The organism is Pseudomonas sp. CH235, from assembly GCF_004368175.1.
Lineage (GTDB): Bacteria > Pseudomonadota > Gammaproteobacteria > Pseudomonadales > Pseudomonadaceae > Aquipseudomonas > Aquipseudomonas paraglycinae.
Genome location: NZ_RRZJ01000005.1, coordinates 57,532 through 73,056 on the forward strand (window position 1 = coordinate 57,532; position 15,525 = coordinate 73,056).

General features: G+C 60.0%; 18 protein-coding genes. 11 read left to right on the top strand and 7 right to left on the bottom strand.

Annotation, left to right across the window (positions count from 1 at the left end; genetic code table 11):
• Window positions 1-6 precede the first annotated feature (6 nt).
• From atuD to EIY71_RS07375, 5 genes are all read left to right on the top strand, one after another.
• Entirely contained in the window at window positions 7-1,164 is a 1,158-nt protein-coding gene (atuD, locus tag EIY71_RS07355; protein ID WP_085700109.1) for a citronellyl-CoA dehydrogenase, read from the top strand.
• Complete coding sequence (locus tag EIY71_RS07360; RefSeq protein ID WP_085744944.1) at window positions 1,161-1,958, top strand: enoyl-CoA hydratase/isomerase family protein; 798 nt, start codon at window positions 1,161-1,163, stop codon at window positions 1,956-1,958. The genes atuD and EIY71_RS07360 overlap by 4 nt, the downstream gene beginning before the upstream one ends.
• A 67-nt stretch (window positions 1,959-2,025) precedes the next feature.
• The gene (locus EIY71_RS07365) at window positions 2,026-3,987 is read left to right on the top strand and encodes an acetyl/propionyl/methylcrotonyl-CoA carboxylase subunit alpha (RefSeq protein ID WP_134021167.1); all 1,962 of its coding nucleotides are present in this window, start codon (window positions 2,026-2,028) and stop codon (window positions 3,985-3,987) included.
• A 69-nt stretch (window positions 3,988-4,056) separates the two neighbouring features.
• Window positions 4,057-4,599, top strand: a complete 543-nt coding sequence (locus tag EIY71_RS07370; RefSeq protein WP_011335265.1) for an exonuclease domain-containing protein — start codon at window positions 4,057-4,059, stop codon at window positions 4,597-4,599.
• An 82-nt stretch (window positions 4,600-4,681) separates the two neighbouring features.
• On the top strand, window positions 4,682-4,966 hold the full coding sequence (locus EIY71_RS07375) for a pyrimidine/purine nucleoside phosphorylase (RefSeq protein ID WP_007940055.1): 285 nt from the start codon (window positions 4,682-4,684) through the stop codon (window positions 4,964-4,966).
• 72 nt (window positions 4,967-5,038) lie between these two features.
• On the opposite strand, the gene EIY71_RS07380 is transcribed toward EIY71_RS07375, so the two are convergent.
• Together EIY71_RS07380 and EIY71_RS07385 are read right to left on the bottom strand one after the other, a co-directional pair.
• Entirely contained in the window at window positions 5,039-5,845 is an 807-nt protein-coding gene (locus tag EIY71_RS07380) for an MOSC domain-containing protein (protein ID WP_085744946.1), read from the bottom strand.
• 90 nt (window positions 5,846-5,935) lie between these two features.
• Window positions 5,936-6,871, bottom strand: coding sequence for a chemotaxis protein CheV (locus EIY71_RS07385; protein ID WP_034155209.1), 936 nt, complete (start codon window positions 6,869-6,871; stop codon window positions 5,936-5,938).
• A 452-nt stretch (window positions 6,872-7,323) separates the two neighbouring features.
• On the opposite strand from EIY71_RS07385, the gene EIY71_RS07390 reads away from it, so the two are divergent.
• The 3 genes from EIY71_RS07390 to EIY71_RS07400 all read left to right on the top strand — a co-directional run bounded on the left by EIY71_RS07390 (window position 7,324) and on the right by EIY71_RS07400 (window position 9,826).
• Window positions 7,324-7,794, top strand: coding sequence for a hypothetical protein (locus tag EIY71_RS07390; protein ID WP_085744947.1), 471 nt, complete (start codon window positions 7,324-7,326; stop codon window positions 7,792-7,794).
• Window positions 7,795-8,276: 482 nt separating this feature from the next.
• The gene (locus EIY71_RS07395) at window positions 8,277-9,170 is read left to right on the top strand and encodes a sensor histidine kinase (RefSeq protein ID WP_085744948.1); all 894 of its coding nucleotides are present in this window, start codon (window positions 8,277-8,279) and stop codon (window positions 9,168-9,170) included.
• Window positions 9,167-9,826, top strand: a complete 660-nt coding sequence (locus EIY71_RS07400) for a response regulator transcription factor (protein WP_007955750.1) — start codon at window positions 9,167-9,169, stop codon at window positions 9,824-9,826. Before EIY71_RS07395 ends, EIY71_RS07400 begins: the two co-directional genes overlap by 4 nt.
• Here the strand turns inward: EIY71_RS07400 and yegS are convergent.
• A complete protein-coding gene (gene yegS / locus EIY71_RS07405; RefSeq protein WP_102686451.1) occupies window positions 9,810-10,727 on the bottom strand; it encodes a lipid kinase YegS in 918 nt (305 codons plus the stop codon). The genes EIY71_RS07400 and yegS overlap by 17 nt on opposite strands.
• A gap of 314 nt (window positions 10,728-11,041) precedes the next feature.
• Here yegS and EIY71_RS28655 point away from each other — a divergent pair, with 314 nt between their 5' ends.
• Window positions 11,042-11,350: a hypothetical protein gene (locus EIY71_RS28655; RefSeq protein ID WP_173892738.1), complete on the top strand. Its 309-nt coding sequence runs from the start codon at window positions 11,042-11,044 to the stop codon at window positions 11,348-11,350.
• A gap of 56 nt (window positions 11,351-11,406) precedes the next feature.
• Here EIY71_RS28655 and glp read toward each other — a convergent pair whose 3' ends face one another.
• Window positions 11,407-12,633 carry a gephyrin-like molybdotransferase Glp gene (gene glp / locus EIY71_RS07415; protein WP_134021169.1) on the bottom strand — a complete coding sequence of 409 codons (1,227 nt, stop codon included), beginning with the start codon at window positions 12,631-12,633 and terminating at the stop codon, window positions 11,407-11,409.
• Complete coding sequence (moaB, locus tag EIY71_RS07420) at window positions 12,617-13,156, bottom strand: molybdenum cofactor biosynthesis protein B (RefSeq protein WP_085744951.1); 540 nt, start codon at window positions 13,154-13,156, stop codon at window positions 12,617-12,619. The genes glp and moaB overlap by 17 nt, the downstream gene beginning before the upstream one ends.
• A gap of 81 nt (window positions 13,157-13,237) precedes the next feature.
• Here moaB and mobA point away from each other — a divergent pair, with 81 nt between their 5' ends.
• Window positions 13,238-13,840, top strand: coding sequence for a molybdenum cofactor guanylyltransferase MobA (mobA, locus tag EIY71_RS07425; RefSeq protein ID WP_134021172.1), 603 nt, complete (start codon window positions 13,238-13,240; stop codon window positions 13,838-13,840).
• A 78-nt stretch (window positions 13,841-13,918) separates the two neighbouring features.
• Window positions 13,919-14,140, top strand: coding sequence for a YgdI/YgdR family lipoprotein (locus EIY71_RS07430; protein ID WP_039770418.1), 222 nt, complete (start codon window positions 13,919-13,921; stop codon window positions 14,138-14,140).
• An 83-nt stretch (window positions 14,141-14,223) separates the two neighbouring features.
• Here the strand turns inward: EIY71_RS07430 and EIY71_RS07435 are convergent, their stop codons facing one another.
• Window positions 14,224-15,117: a pseudouridine synthase gene (locus EIY71_RS07435; RefSeq protein ID WP_129972566.1), complete on the bottom strand. Its 894-nt coding sequence runs from the start codon at window positions 15,115-15,117 to the stop codon at window positions 14,224-14,226.
• 68 nt (window positions 15,118-15,185) lie between these two features.
• A complete protein-coding gene (locus EIY71_RS07440; RefSeq protein WP_064598282.1) occupies window positions 15,186-15,503 on the bottom strand; it encodes a hypothetical protein in 318 nt (105 codons plus the stop codon).
• Window positions 15,504-15,525: the final 22 nt, after the last annotated feature.

The window sequence follows — 15,525 nt, forward strand, 5'->3', positions numbered from 1 at the left end:
ATAAAAATGATCTTCACCCCGGAACACGAAGCACTGCGCCGTACCGTCCGCCAGTTCGTCGAGCACGAGATCAACCCCCACGTCGATGAGTGGGAAAAGGCCGGGCGCTTTCCGATCCACGAGATATTCCGCAAGGCCGGCGACCTCGGTCTGCTGGGGATTTCCAAGCCGGAAAAATTCGGCGGCATGGGCCTGGATTACAGCTATTCGATCGTCGCCGCCGAAGAGTTCGGCACCATTCATTGCGGCGGCATTCCGATGTCGATCGGCGTGCAGACCGACATGTGCACCCCGGCCCTCGCCCGCTTCGGCTCCGATGAATTGCGCGAAGAATTCCTGCGCCCGGCCATCACCGGCGAGCAGGTCGGTTGCATCGGCGTCTCGGAAGTCGGCGCTGGCTCCGATGTCGCCGGGCTCAAGACCACCGCACGCAAGGACGGCGACGACTATGTGATCAACGGCAGCAAGATGTGGATCACCAACTCGCCGAGTGCTGATTTCATCTGTCTGCTGGCCAACACTTCGGATGACAAACCGCACGTCAACAAGTCGCTGATCATGGTGCCGATGAACACGCCGGGCATCAGCCTCAGTTCGCACCTGGACAAGCTCGGCATGCGCAGCTCGGAAACCGCCCAGGTGTTTTTCGACAACGTGCGCGTGCCCCAGCGCAATCGCATCGGCCACGAAGGCGCCGGGTTCATGATGCAGATGCTGCAGTTCCAGGAGGAACGCCTGTTCGGCGCGGCGAACATGATCAAAGGCCTGGAATACTGCGTCGACAGCACCATCGAGTACTGCAAGGAACGCAAGACTTTCGGCAATGCGCTGATCGACAACCAGGTGATCCACTTCCGCCTCGCCGAATTGCAGACCGAAATCGAATGCCTGCGGGCGCTGGTCTATCAGGCCACCGAGCAATACGTGAAAGGCCAGGACGTCACCCGACTGGCTTCGATGGCCAAGCTCAAGGCCGGACGTCTTGGCCGCGAAGTCAGTGACAGCTGCCTGCAATACTGGGGCGGCATGGGCTTCATGTGGGACAACCCGGTGGCCCGCGCCTACCGCGACGTGCGGCTGGTGTCGATTGGCGGCGGCGCCGACGAAATCATGCTGGGGATCATCTGCAAACTGATGGGCATCCTGCCGGGGAAAAAGAAATGAGCGCCCTGCCCGATTGCCAGACGCTGCTGCTGGAACGGCACAACGGCGTGTTGCACATCACCCTCAATCGCCCGGAAAGCCGCAACGCCATGAGCCTGCAAATGGTCGCCGAGTTGCGCGCCGTGCTGGCAGAGGTGCGCGATGACCGCAGCGTTCGCGCGCTGGTGCTCAGCGGTGCCGGCGGGCATTTCTGCGCCGGCGGCGACATCAAGGACATGGCCAACGCCCGCGCTCAGGGCAGCGATGCCTATCGCGATCTGAACCGTGCCTTCGGGTCGTTGCTGGAAGAAGCGCAGCACACCCCGCAAGTGCTGATCACCGTGTTGCAGGGCGCGGTGCTCGGGGGCGGCTTCGGGCTGGCCTGTGTCAGCGATATCGCCATCGCCGATCATCAGGCGCAATTCGGTTTGCCGGAAACCAGCCTCGGCCTGCTGCCGGCACAGATCGCGCCGTTTGTGGTGCAGCGCATCGGCCTCACCGAGACCCGACGCCTGGCCCTGACCGCCGCCCGCTTCGACGGCCATCAGGCCCGACGCATGGGACTGGTGCATTTTGTCGAGCAGGATCCACAGGCGCTCGCCGAGCGACTGGATGAAGTGCTCGACCACGTCTTGTGTTGCGCCCCGGAAGCGAATGCCATGACGAAGAAACTGCTGCTGGCCAGCGCCGGCCAGCCGTCGAGTGAATTGCTGGACGAAGCCGCGCAGTGGTTCAGCGCAGCGGTGACCGGTGCCGAAGGCATCGAAGGCACGATGGCGTTTGTGCAAAAGCGCAAACCCGGATGGAGCACCTGACCCTGTGGGAGCGGGCTTGCCCGCGATGAGGCCCTTCAATCCACCGCCAACATTCAGGAAAACCACCATGCCCGCCCTCCACAAAATCCTGATCGCCAACCGCGGTGAAATCGCCTGCCGCATCCAGCGCACCGCCCAGGCGCTTGGCTATCGCACGGTCGCGGTGTTCAGCGACGCCGACGCCGACGCACTGCACGTGCAAATGGCCGATCAAGCGGTGAACATCGGCCCGGCGCCGGTGCAGCAGTCCTACCTGAACATCACGGCGATCCTCGACGCCGCCCGGCGCAGCGGTGCCGACGCGATCCATCCCGGCTACGGCTTTCTCTCGGAAAATGCCGAATTCGCCCGCGGCTGCGAACAGGCCGGCCTGACCTTCATCGGCCCCAGCGTCGAAGCCATCGAACTGATGGGCAGCAAACGACAGTCGAAAATCGCCATGCTCGCCGCCGGCGTCCCGTGCATCGCCGGCTATCAAGGCGCCGAGCAGGACGACGTGACGCTGACCCGCGAAGCCGAGCGCATCGGTTACCCGTTGATGATCAAGGCCAGCGCCGGCGGTGGCGGGCGCGGCATGCGTCTGGTGCACAGCGTCGAGGAATTGCCAGCGCAATTGCGCACGGCGCGCTCCGAAGCCTTGAACGGTTTCGGCAGCGACGAACTGATCCTCGAACAGGCGTTGATCGAACCGCGCCATGTCGAAGTGCAGCTGTTCGGCGATCATCACGGCAACCTGATCTACCTCGGGGAACGCGACTGTTCGATTCAGCGTCGGCACCAGAAAGTCATCGAAGAAGCACCCTGCCCGGTGATGACCGAAGAACTGCGCCAGGCAATGGGCGAAGCGGCGCTCAAGGCCGGGCGTGCGGTGAACTATGTCGGCGCCGGCACCGTGGAGTTTTTGCTAGATGCCGATGGCCGGTTCTACTTTCTGGAAATGAACACCCGGTTGCAGGTCGAGCACCCGGTGACTGAACTGATCACTGGGCTGGATCTGGTGGCGTGGCAGCTTTTGGTTGCCGAGGGCCAGCCTCTGCCGCTGTCGCAAGCGCAGGTCAAACTCGATGGCCACGGGATGGAAGTACGCCTCTACGCCGAAGACCCGGCCCAGGGTTTTCTTCCGCAGACCGGGCGTATCGAAGCCTGGGCGCCGGCACTGAATCGCGGTGCGCGAATTGATCACGGCATGATCGAAGGCCAGTCGGTCTCACCGTTCTACGACCCGATGCTCGGCAAACTGATCGCCCACGGCGCGACCCGTGAAGAGGCCCGGCGCAAACTGTTGTGTGCGGTTCAGGACAGCGTGTTGCTGGGCGTGCATAGCAATCAGCGATTGCTCGCCAGCCTGTTGCAGCATCCGCAGTTCATCAGCGGAGAATTCGGCACTGGCTTCATCCCGCAGTTCTTCGCCGATCACGACTGCCTTCGCGCCTATTCGCCCAGTGCCGAAGAGCTGGCCGTGGCGGCGGTGCTGTTTTACCAATCTGTCGCACAGCAACACCGCGCCCCGTTGTCCGGATGGCGCAACAATGCCGGTGCGCCGTTGCTTTATCGCATCGGCCTCGACGCCCGCGACTGGAACGTGCAACTGCGCGCCAGTCCGGACAACACGTTTGCAGTGCAGGTCGCGGAGCGCGTGATCGAAGTCAAACGGGTCGAGCACACCGACGGGGCTGTGACGCTGGAGATCGATGGCCTGCGTCAGCGCCATGCCTATCGGCTGCGCGACGACCAGCTCTGGCTGTTCACCCACCCCGGCAGCCTGCACCTGGTGGATCGAACTCACGCGGTGATCGACAGTCAGACCAGCGTCAGTTCCGGCACGTTGAAAGCCCCGATGGATGGCGCCATCATCGATGTGCTTGTCAGCGAAGGCAGCCCGGTCAGCAAGGGCCAGCTGCTGGTGGTGCTGGAAGCGATGAAAATGGAGCACCCGCTCAAGGCCGGCATCGACGGCGTGCTCAAGCGGGTACAGGTCAAGATCGGCGATCAGGTAAAAAATCGTCAGGTTCTGTTGCAGGTCGAGTAGTCGCCGCGCGCATCCGCAAGGTTTGACTACGCTCTGAATAATCAGGACGCGGAAATCAGGAACCCTGCGATGCCCCATTGGCTGGTCATAGATCTGGAAGCCACCACCGATGAGGGTGGCTGGCCGGTTACGGAAATGGAGATCATCGAGATCGGCGCGACCCTGGTTGATCGCGCCGGTCGCGAGCAGGATCACTTCCAGCGCTTCGTCAAACCGACGCGGCGCCCCTTGCTGACGCCGTTTTGCCGCGAACTCACGCACATCACCCAGGCCAACATCGACGCGGCGCAGCCGTTGAGTGAAGTGTGGCCTGCGTTCGAGCGCTGGCTCGGTCAGCACCAGACACGCCTTGAAGGCTGGGCGAGCTGGGGCGATTACGACCGCAAACAGTTGCTTCAGGAATGGCAGCGCCTGCAACTCGACAGCGCGCTGAGCCGGGTGCCGCACATGAACCTCAAACAGCGCTTTGCCAAGGCCCGACGCCTCGAACGGCCACTGGGCCTCAATGGCGCGTTGCAACTGGCGGGCATGCAATTCACCGGTCAACAACACCGGGCGCTGGAAGATGCGCGCAATACCGCCCGATTATTGCCGTTGGTGCTGCCGCTCTAGGGCAGGTGACGGCGCCATGAGCCTTGTGCATACTGGCCGACCCTTTTTGACCCTTTTAAGCCCTTTTCGAGAGGAATCGCCCATGTTTAAAGTCAACGAGTACTTCGACGGCACCGTCAAGTCGATCGCTTTTGGCACCGCTGAAGGCCCTGCGACCATCGGCGTCATGGCCCCGGGCGAATACGAATTCGGCACCAGCCAGCGTGAAATCATGCACGTGGTTTCGGGCGCACTGACCGTCAAACTGCCGGACAGCAGCGACTGGGAAACCTTCGCCGCCGGCAGCCAGTTCAACGTGCCAGCCAACAGCAAGTTCCAGCTGAAAGTGGCCGTCGACACCGCTTACCTGTGCGAATACCGCGGCTGAAACCCCGGTTTCCTACGGCAATAAAAAATGCCCGTGTCCAAGGACACGGGCATTTTTTCGTTTCAGAGCGGGTTATTCGAGAATTTCCACCGGCATGCCGACTTCAAGCCGGCCGTTGCCGTCGTTGACCAGGTTCTGGCCAAACATCGCGCCGTCGGCCTGGGCGCGAGTCTTCTGCAAGGTCGCCAGCGGTTCACGGTCAGCGCTGCGCTCACCTGTCTGCGGATCGATCGTGGTGAGAATGCACCGCGAGCAGGACTTGACCACGCGGAACTCGACATCGCCGATTCGAATCCGCTTCCAGCCATCCTCGGCGTAAGCATCACTGCCTTCGATCACCAGATTCGGCCGGAACCGCAGCATTTCCAGCGGACGCCCGACTTCCTGCGACAGGTGTTGCAGCGAGGCCTCACCAATCAGCAGCAGCGGGAAACCATCGGCGAATGCCACTTGATCGTCATCGTTGCCGTACCCGGCCTGGGTCGTCCGGGCACGATCCAGCGGCACTTGCACCAGGCGGGTCGGTTTGCCGATGAAATCGCTGACCCAGCGGGCCGCCTCTTCACCGGCATCCGGCACACGCAGGGTGTCACGCCAGATGGTTACGCCGCGCAGGTCGTCGTCGCTGCCGGGCAAGGCGACATCGATTGCCGAATGCCCCGGCGCGCTGAGCGTCAGACCGCCGCTGGCATTCCACAATGCCGACAACTGGCTCATCTTCGCTTCGGCACGCTGGGTCAGGAATCGCCCGCTGGCCTCGTCCACCAGCATCCAGCGTCGGTCGCCCTCAAGCCCCAGTTTGTCCAGGCCGATCCCTTGCAGGACCTCGCCCTTGGCGGATTTCAACGGGTAACGATAAAGCGCGCTCAGACGCAGCATGGCCAGCTCCCTGGTGGGTCAAAAACGCCACCCTATACGAGCTTTGTCAGCGAATCAAAGGCTGACGCAGGGTCAGCCTCGACACGTTGATCAGGCCGGCACTTCGTCGAGCATCAGACGCTGGCGCACCACATCGACCAGCTTGTCCGGCTGGAACTTGGAGAGGAAGTTGTCGCAGCCGACCTTCTTCACCATCGAGTCGTTGAAACTGCCGGACAGCGAGGTGTGCAGCACCACATACAGGCCACGCAGGCGCGGGTCGTTGCGGATTTCGGTGGTCAGCCGGTAGCCATCCATTTCCGGCATTTCAGCGTCGGTAAAGATCATCAGCAGCTTGTCGGTCATGTTCACCCCGGTGTCCGCCCAGGCCTTGAGCATGTTCAGGGCTTTCAGGCCGTCGCTGGCGATGTGCATCTTCACGCCCAACTGGCCTAGGGTGTCACGCAATTGCGAGAGCGCCACGTTGGAGTCGTCCACCAGCAACACTTCACGGCCACGGGCGCGTTCGAGCACCGGATCGTCCAGTTTGTCGCGCGAAACCTTGGCGTTGTACGGCACGATTTCGGCGAGGACTTTCTCGACGTCGATGATTTCCACCAGTTGATCGTCGACCTTGCTGATGGCCGTCAGGTAATGCTGGCGACCGGCGCTGGTCGGCGGCGGCAGGATGGCTTCCCAGTTCATGTTGACGATGCGGTCCACGCCACCGACGAGGAACGCCTGCACCGAACGGTTGTATTCGGTAACGATGATCGTGCTGTTCGGACCTGGTACCAACGGGCGCATGCCGATCGCCTGGGACAGGTCGATCACCGGCAGCGTCTGCCCACGCAGATTGACCACGCCACAGACAAACGGGTGACGCTGGGGCATCAGGGTCAGTTTCGGCAACTGCAGGACTTCCTGCACCTTGAACACGTTGATCGCGAACAATTGGCGTCCGGCCAGTCGAAACATGAGAATTTCCAGGCGATTCTCACCCACCAGTTGCGTGCGTTGGTCTACCGTGTCGAGAATGCCGGCCATCAATGACTCCTGGGCTTGTTCTGATGAATTCACTATTGGGGGTTATCGGCTGAATCTGACGGATCTTGATCCCGTCACAAATCACCAACAAAATGCCATGAGCAGGCATTGATGTCACATTAACATCATGCTTTACTGGCCCGGTGAAATCATCTGCTACATTCTCTTCGGCGCGACCTCGATTTGCGCGACAGGTTCCCATGCCTAAGGGAATCCCCTAGTAACAATCAGGCCCAACCTGATATTCGCGATATCCAATAGCCATTAATGTGACGCCATTCTCATTGCATGAACGGAGTCAGGCTATTGTGTGCGATCGCAATTCAGTGGAAACACATCCTCTTGAAACCCCAGGTCTGTGCCAATGCACACCGGGGCGCGGTCTCGCGACGGTTCATGATCGTCGACACACACGGCATTCCCTCATCAGACATGACGTGGTGGAGATAAGCATGCCGAACGACCGTAGTGACTGGGCGCAGCGGTTCCCCGAATTTCTTGTCGAGGCTGAAACGCTCCTGGCCAAGTCTGAAGAATGCCTCAGCCACTTGCAGCTGATCAGCAATGACAAGGACGCCATCGACTGCATGCTCAGCACCCTCCTCAAGCTGGCGAACAAGGCCGATGCCCTGGCGCTGGGGGCGGTGTCCGAATTCTCCCTGCACCTGCATGGCCTGCTCACCCAGGTTCAGGATCACGTGGATTTGCATGCGCAGGCCCTGGAAGCACTGAAAGACTGCTTCACCCTGATGGCCTGGCAACTGGAGCTGGTTGACCCAAGCACCGGCCAATTGGGCCTCGATGAAAGCGAGCAGGCGTCGCTGATTGAAGCCTTTGCCTGCCAGGTCGGACAGACTCACTTTCAAATGCCGCTCAATGGCAAGCCGATGTCCCTCGTCTCCTGGACGGAACGCCAAGCGTAACCGAGCATACAGTGGGCTGTTCGGGCCCGTCAGTTCTCGCCGTCGAATGTCGCAATTGAATAGTTCATGCCTGCCTGCGACACCTCCCAATAAATAATTACGTGCGATGAATGCAGACTATCCTCTGCGGATGTCAGGGTTTTCCTGTGTAAAAGAAAACTTGTGGTGCATCGATAATTATCGAGTCGGGTACTTCAACTTTTCCATTATGGAACCCTCGTCCAACATGGCCTGTTTCCTGACTCTTTGGACATATAGCGCAAACGCGACCAACGGTATGTTAAGTGGTATTATGCCGCCCGTTAGTTGTTTCAGTTAATGGCATTGTGACTTCTATGAGCAGTCTCCACCGAAGTTGGCGCTCAATTATCGATCACTGAACCGTTTTGAAATCAACAACCTGAATGACAGTTTTCCAGACAGAGACCGCCAGCCCTTCTGACCGGTCTGCCCGCAGCGAACATCCATTGGCTCCATCCGCTATGTACGCCAGCCTCAAGTCAATCACCACATGGCCTCCCTCCCGAGAAAATGCCCGCAGGTTCACACTCCTGCTGTGCACGGCTTCGGCCTTGGGCAGTCTGTTGAGCTATGGCATCTCTGCGCCGTTGTCGCTCGGCCTGCTGCTGATCAACGTGGCGGCTGCCGGTTGCGTCTGGACCCAACATCGTCTGTCGCGCAAATCCATCAAGTTCCAGCCTCAGGAACTCGCCGACCGTTTGCTGGAAGTCCAGGAAAACGAGCGCCATCGCCTGAGCCGTGAACTGCATGACGATATCGGCCAACTGCTGACCGCCGCCAAGCTGCAAAGCGAATGGCTCAAGCGTCGCTTGCCCGCGGACATGCAGGAACACTGTTCAGTACTTTGCGAGACGCTCGAAGAAACCCTTAACAAGGTTCGCGACGTTTCGGCCATTCTCAACCCGCGGCAACTGACCAGCCTTGGTCTGGAAGCGAGCTTGCGTGCGCACCTGCTCAAGGTACTGGCCAATACTTCGGTGCACTGGAGTCTGGACTGCCAGCAGCGCCTGAACGGAATCCCCGAAGAAATGGCCGTGGCCGCCTTTCGTATCACTCAGGAAGCGGTGACCAACATCCTTCGCCATGCGCAGGCCAAAAACCTGTTGATCCGCGTGCAACGCCTGCCGCAGGGCCTGACCCTGCTGATCAGCGATGATGGCCTGGGCTTTTCCCCGGCAGCGAATCCGGGTCGCGAAGGACAGCGGGGCATGGCCGGGATGGCCGAACGGATCGAGCAACTGGGCGGCACACTGAGCGTGACCAGCGAGCCGGGCAAAGGTACTCAAATCGAAGCACTATTCCCCTGGGCGCCCCGTGCACTCGAGCGGGCCAGTACGAATAAGGTTATGCGTTGACTTGTAACTTACTTCTGGTGGATGACCACTCGCTGATCAGGGCCGGCGTGCGCGCCCTGGTGCTGGATATTCCCGGTTATGCGGTCATCGGCGAGGCCAATGATGGCTCGCAGCTGCTCGAGATGGTCGAGCTGCTGTCTCCCGATATCGTATTGCTGGACATTTCCATGAAGGAAACCGGCGGCCTGGAAGCCTTGCAGCGGCTCAGACGGGTACGCCCGCACGCCAAAGTGCTGATCCTGTCGATGCACACCGACCCCGCGCTCATCATGCAGGCGCTGGAGTCCGGTGCGCACGGTTACCTGCTCAAGGACACCACGGCCACCGAGCTCGAACATGCACTGGAAGCACTGCGCAACAACGAGCGCTACCTGAGTCCTGCCATCGCCCATACCGTGATCAATCAGGCGCTGACCCGCAATCTGAAGCAGCAGCCGGAAGTCGCCGAGTCGCACAACCTCACGGCACGCCAGCTGGAAATCCTGCGTTTGATCGTGCGCGGCAAGTCCACGCGAGAAATCGCCAATGGCCTGGGCTTGAGCATCAAGACGGTCGAAACCCACCGGTCGCAGATCATGAAACGCCTGCAAATCTACGATGTGGCGGGCCTGGTGCTGTTCGCCGTGCGCGAACAGATCATCAGTCTGGACGACTGACCCGGGGCGTTGCGCCCAACAGCGGCGAGTCCTTGGGCAAATGCAAACGCAACGCCCCCGGGCGCGCCGCAAACCGCAGGCTGTCGCCCTCCAGTGGCTCACCGTCGAGATTGATGCAAAGCCCTTCGGCAACCTTGATTTCAACCCACGGCAAACGGGTACGCACGAACATGTTATCGATGCCGAATCCGTCGCTGAGCAGATTTTTCAGCGTGCCGACCAGCTCCTGTGGCGCTGGCAGAATGCTGATATCCAGAAGACCGTCGTCCACCAACGCTTCCGGGCACAACACATGCCCGCCGCCCGCCTGACGACCGTTGCCGATCCCCAGCGCCAGCAGCTCGCCACGCCAGTGAAAATCCGGACCCTGCAATTCGCCATAAGCGGCATGCAACTCACTGAACCGCGATAAACCGGTGAACAGATAGGCCGCGCCGCCCAGCACTTTTTTCAGATCTTCCGACGTGTTGGCGGTCACCTGGCTGCCGAATCCGCCGGTGGCCATGTTCAGGAAAATCTGCCCGCCGACCTCGCCCAGATCAATGTCATGGGCGGGTGCCTCAAGCAATTCGAGCGCTTCGGCCGGCTCCAGCGGAATGGCCGCCGCGCGGGAAAAATCGTTGGCGGTTCCCAGCGGCAACAGCACCAGGCTGGCCTTGCCCGGCTGCGCCGCCATTGCTTCGGCGATATCGCGCAGGGTGCCATCTCCGCCACCGGCAATGATCTGACTGTATCCCGCCGCCAGCGCCTCCTCCACCAGTCGCTGGGCATCGCCGGCCTCCCAGGTCAGGCGCACAGCCAGTTCCCAGCCCTGCTTGCGTTTGTTCTCGACAGCGGCACGAACCGCCTCGTTGAGTGCCTGCTTGCCATGCAGAATCAACAATGCCTTGCGTTCACTCATTGCTGTTACTCCCGGAATTGAATCAGTACGGGACATCTTGACCACCAACGCAGGTAAAAAAGTCACACGCCTTCTGATTAATTCCTGAGGCTCACACTGATCGTCCTACATGCCGGTACATTTTCGTACAGAACGTAAGGAATCGGCTCAATTGACCCAGCCCGGTCCTTGGTACAACGTGTGTCGGCGTCAGCAATCTTCAATTCAATTACACAAGGATGTGCATGTAATGAGTGCATACAGTTTCAGGACTTACGAAAATTTGCATTCCGGCATTTGCCGACAGAACCCCATCGCATCAGGCGGGTGTTTCCATGCAAAGCCATGAAGCAAGATTATCCGTGAGTCCGGTTGCCTCTCTCTCCGAAAGTCGCGCCAGTCTTAAAGACGAATTCAAATGCAGCGCCAGAAGTACTGGAGAAAACGAAATGGAACCGCGCGTCACCGAGCTGGAAACTCACCTCAAGTACATTCGACGTGACATGGACGAAGTCAGAGGAGACGTCAAAGCCATCAAACATCGTCTTGCCTATTCGGCAGGCGCGACAGCGATGGTGCTCGGACTGTTGGGCTGGATTGCCAACAGCCGGTTCGATCAGCTCGTCACACTGCTCAGCCGTTGAACGGCTGAAAGGCACGCATCGTTTTGCGACGATGCCTGCCTTTCAAATGCCTGCAATCAACCGAGAAGCTCGCTGAGTGGAATGAATGGCACCTGGTCACCCTTGGCCAAGACTCGGCCTTCCTGCACCTCCACCAGACCCTCGGCCCAGGCAGCGCTGCGCAGAACGCCCGAACTCTGGTTGCGGTAGATAATCGCTTGCCCCTGCTCCAGACGTCCGCGCAGAAATTCACGGCGGTTACCGGCCTGAGGCCAGACAAATCCTGCGGGCACCGAAAACTTCAGCGGCTCGACATCCTGCACGCCTTGGCGACGCAACAGATAAGGTCGGGTCAACAAAGCAAAGGTCACCAGTGTCGAGGCCGGATTACCCGGTAACCCAATCACCGGGACACCGCGAAAATGCCCGACCGTCAGCGGCTTGCCGGGTTTGATCGCCAGCTTCCAGAGTGTCAGTTCGCCCTCTTCCCTCAATGCGATTCCGAGGAAATCCGCTTCCCCTACCGATACGCCACCGGTCGACAGGATCAGGTCTACATCCTGGAGCTCCCCAAGTCGCGCACGGGTGGTGGGCAAGTCATCAGGAAGAATACCGGCATCCACCACTTCACATCCCAGGCGCTGCAACCAGCTGCACAACAACACCCGGTTACTGTTGTAGATCTGTCCCGGCCCCAGTGTCGTGCCCGGCTCGACCAACTCGTCCCCCGTGGACAGCACCGCCACACGGACCCGGCGAATCACCTCGAGCCCAGCGCAACCCAGTGACGCGGCCAACCCCTGCTCGATCGGACCGAGCCGGGTTCCGGCAGGCAAGACCAGCTCGCCAACAGTCGTTTCCTGGCCTCGCGGGCGAATGTTTTGCCCGGTCACCATCGTCTCGATGAAACTCACACGTTCGTCGGCATGAATCTCGGCGTTTTCCTGCATCTCGACACAGTCGGCACCGGCAGGCACCGGCGCGCCGGTAAAGATCCGCGCACAGGTGCCTGGTTCCAAAGGCTTGGGCGCCTGTCCGGCGAAGATCTTCTGACTGACCGGCAACGGTTCGCCGGTCCAGTCGGCCAGATTCAACGCGTAACCGTCCATGGCGCTGTTCGGCCACGGCGGCAGATCCAGTGTCGAAATCAGATCCTGCGCCAGCACCCGCCCCTGAACATGCGCCAGTGGCAAAAACTCACTCTCGACAATCCGCGAGCTCTCGGCCATTTCCAGCAATCGCGCGAATGCCTCTTCGACGGGCATCAGGCTGCCGGTCTTGCCCGGCTTACCCACGGGATTCACAAGGCGCCGCCTGTTTCAAATGAGTGACGAAATTGCACGGGCGGTGGCGTGAGTCCAGTTGCTCGGCGAGGATGCCATCCCAACCGGTGCGCACTGCGTTGGTCGAACCTGGCAGGCAGCAGACCAGCGTGCCATTGGCCAGTCCCGCCAAAGCCCGGGATTGCACGGTGGAGGTGCCGATGTCGGCCACCGAGATCTGGCGGAACAGCTCACCAAAGCCATCGACCTGTTTGTCCAGCAGGCAAGCGACCGCTTCCGGGGTGCTGTCACGGCCAGTAAAACCGGTGCCTCCGGTGATCAGCACGACTTGCACGACGTCTTCGGCAATCCAGTGGGCGACTTGCGCACGGATCTTGTACAGGTCATCTTTGAGCAGCACTCGCTGCGCCAGATAATGGCCGGCGGCCGTCAGCCGGTCGACGAAGACCTGGCCGGAGGTATCGGTTTCCAGGGTTCGGGTATCGCTGACCGTCAACACCGCGATATTAAGCGGCACGAAAGGTACATCAGCCTTGGCTTTCATAGGCTCGTCCAGTTGTAGAAGAAACAGCCCGGTGTTATATCACAGCGCCCCCTTTTTTCGCCGCCCCTGCAGAGAGCTGCCATGACTTCGAACTCGCCACTACCACCCTGCTCCATTCTGTTGCTGGCAGGTGGACGCGGCCAGCGGATGGGCGGCCGGGACAAGGGACTTGTGGAGTGGCACGGTGAACCACTGATCGCACATCTGCATCGCAAGGTTCGGCCGTTGACGGATGACCTGATCATCTCCTGCAACCGCAATCGTGAACGCTATGCGCCGTTCGCCGACCAATTGGTAAGCGATGACGAGGAGGACTTTCCCGGACCATTGGCCGGTATACGCGCCGGCTTGAAAGCCGCGCGCCACACCCACCTGCTGGTTCTGCCCTGTGATGTTCCGCGCATCGATATTGCGCTTCTGCACAGCATGCGCGAGGCGGCCAGTCTGAATTCTGAAAAACCTTTAATGTTGCGCCATGACGATCACTGGGAACCGCTACTTTGCGTGATCCCGGTGGCACTCCTGCCGGCATTCGAAAACGCCTGGAGCGCAGGAGAACGCAGCCCCGGCCGAGTGATGCGCAATCTTGATGCCCAGGCCCTGGTTTGCCCTGACAACGATCCACGCCTGGCCAATCTCAACACCCCTGAACTGTTGAGTTCGCACAACACTGTGTCAGACTGACAGCATTCAAGGAACTTGCACGCCTTGTATACGTCTCAAGCTCAGTAACCAAAAGAATTTCCCTTCGGAGACACACTCATGACTCAACGGACCCTCGCCACTTTCATGCTCGCACTGGGCCTCGCCACCCTCGCCGGTTGCGCTTCGCCAACAGTGATCACCTTGAATGACGGTCGCGAAATCCAGGCTGTCGACGCCCCTAAGTATGATGAAGATTCGGGCTTCTACGAGTTCGAACAACTGGACGGCAAGCACACTCGCATCAACAAGGATCAGGTCCGCACAGTCAAAGAGCTGTAAGTCTTCAGTTCGACAGCGGATACAGAAAAGCCCGCAATATGCGGGCTTTTTCGTGTCTGGCAGAAAAGGGTCGATACCCGGAATCACCAGTCCAGCGTGATTCGGCTTTCAAATTCGCGCACCTGCCCCGTGACCGGATCGATGAATCGCAATCCCTGCGCCAGCAGTTTGAGCGGATTGGCGTAGTCATCTTCAACGTCTTTGAGCACTTCAGGGTAGAACGGATCATTGCAGATGCTCGCCCCCAGCGCCGTCATGTGCACCCGTAGCTGATGCTTCTTGCCAGTTACCGGGTACAGGCCGTAGCGCCATAGTTCGCCGTTCTTTTCACGAACCTCCACCGCCGTTTCGGTGTTACTCACACCCGGCCCTTCCTGCATGCGGAAAAACGGTTCGCCGTCGACCATGCGACTCTTGTGCACCAACGGAAAGTCCAACTCGGGCAGCGCGGCCGCAATGGCTTCATAGCGTTTTTCGATCTGCCGAGTCGGGAACAGTGACTGATACGCCGACCGCGTCTGTGGGTTGGCCGAAAAAATCACCAGCCCGGCCGTGTGCCGGTCAATCCGGTGCAGCGGCACCAGATGGGGATTGTCCAGGCGCCGGATCAATCGGCGAAGCAACGTCTGTTCGACGTACTCGCCTGCCGGGGTCACCGGAAGGAAATGCGGCTTGTCCGCCACCACCAGATGGTCATCCGCATACAGGATCGACTCGACCACCGGGATCGGCTTTTCATCCAGCACTTCACGAAAATAGTGAATGCGCAGCCCTTCCTTGTAGGGCAAGTCCAACGCAATCGGCTGACCCTGACCGTCGAGCACCCGGCCCCGGGCGATCCGATCCAGCCATTGATCGCGCCCGATGGCATTGAAATGCTCACACAGGCAGTCGAGCACTGTCCGCCAGCTACCGGGGGGCAGATACAGCGTGCTGGCCTGATTCTGTGCGGCGGAAAACGTTGATGTGCTGGACATACGAAAACTCTAACCTTCAAAGCAGAGCGGCATTATCCAACACCGGACGCGGCAGACCTAGCGCGGAATCAGGCGGGGATCGATTTGAGCGCTGCTGCCTCGGTGAATTCCTTCAGCCAGCGAAGTACATCAACGGCTTCCCAGCGACCTGGGTCATACAAGGCGTACAAAAGCCCCTGATAACCGACCACATCCAGTTGCTTGTGATAGCCGGCGCGCTGGAACAACGCCTCGATCTCGGCAAAGCAGGTATTGAAATGCAGCTTGTTGAAGGGAGTCTTGCCTTCCGTGACCAGACCGTCCAGGCGCAATTCGTGGACGGCCTCGCGCACCACGTCAACCGACATCCCGTTCACGCTGCTTTTCAACTGTTCGACATTGACCACGGTGGCTCCCTCTGACATCCAG

Excerpts from the sequence above, each read along its gene's own strand:
- atuD (WP_085700109.1), top strand. The coding sequence starts at position 7 with ATGATCTTCACCCCGGAACACGAAGCACTGCGCCGTACCGTCCGCCAG.
- EIY71_RS07360 (WP_085744944.1), top strand. The coding sequence starts at position 1,161 with ATGAGCGCCCTGCCCGATTGCCAGACGCTGCTGCTGGAACGGCACAAC.
- EIY71_RS07365 (WP_134021167.1), top strand. The coding sequence starts at position 2,026 with ATGCCCGCCCTCCACAAAATCCTGATCGCCAACCGCGGTGAAATCGCC.
- EIY71_RS07370 (WP_011335265.1), top strand. The coding sequence starts at position 4,057 with ATGCCCCATTGGCTGGTCATAGATCTGGAAGCCACCACCGATGAGGGT.
- EIY71_RS07375 (WP_007940055.1), top strand. The coding sequence starts at position 4,682 with ATGTTTAAAGTCAACGAGTACTTCGACGGCACCGTCAAGTCGATCGCT.
- EIY71_RS07380 (WP_085744946.1), bottom strand. The coding sequence starts at position 5,845 with ATGCTGCGTCTGAGCGCGCTTTATCGTTACCCGTTGAAATCCGCCAAG.
- EIY71_RS07385 (WP_034155209.1), bottom strand. The coding sequence starts at position 6,871 with ATGGCCGGCATTCTCGACACGGTAGACCAACGCACGCAACTGGTGGGT.
- EIY71_RS07390 (WP_085744947.1), top strand. The coding sequence starts at position 7,324 with ATGCCGAACGACCGTAGTGACTGGGCGCAGCGGTTCCCCGAATTTCTT.
- EIY71_RS07395 (WP_085744948.1), top strand. The coding sequence starts at position 8,277 with ATGTACGCCAGCCTCAAGTCAATCACCACATGGCCTCCCTCCCGAGAA.
- yegS (WP_102686451.1), bottom strand. The coding sequence starts at position 10,727 with ATGAGTGAACGCAAGGCATTGTTGATTCTGCATGGCAAGCAGGCACTC.
- EIY71_RS28655 (WP_173892738.1), top strand. The coding sequence starts at position 11,042 with ATGCAAAGCCATGAAGCAAGATTATCCGTGAGTCCGGTTGCCTCTCTC.
- moaB (WP_085744951.1), bottom strand. The coding sequence starts at position 13,156 with ATGAAAGCCAAGGCTGATGTACCTTTCGTGCCGCTTAATATCGCGGTG.
- mobA (WP_134021172.1), top strand. The coding sequence starts at position 13,238 with ATGACTTCGAACTCGCCACTACCACCCTGCTCCATTCTGTTGCTGGCA.
- EIY71_RS07430 (WP_039770418.1), top strand. The coding sequence starts at position 13,919 with ATGACTCAACGGACCCTCGCCACTTTCATGCTCGCACTGGGCCTCGCC.
- EIY71_RS07435 (WP_129972566.1), bottom strand. The coding sequence starts at position 15,117 with ATGTCCAGCACATCAACGTTTTCCGCCGCACAGAATCAGGCCAGCACG.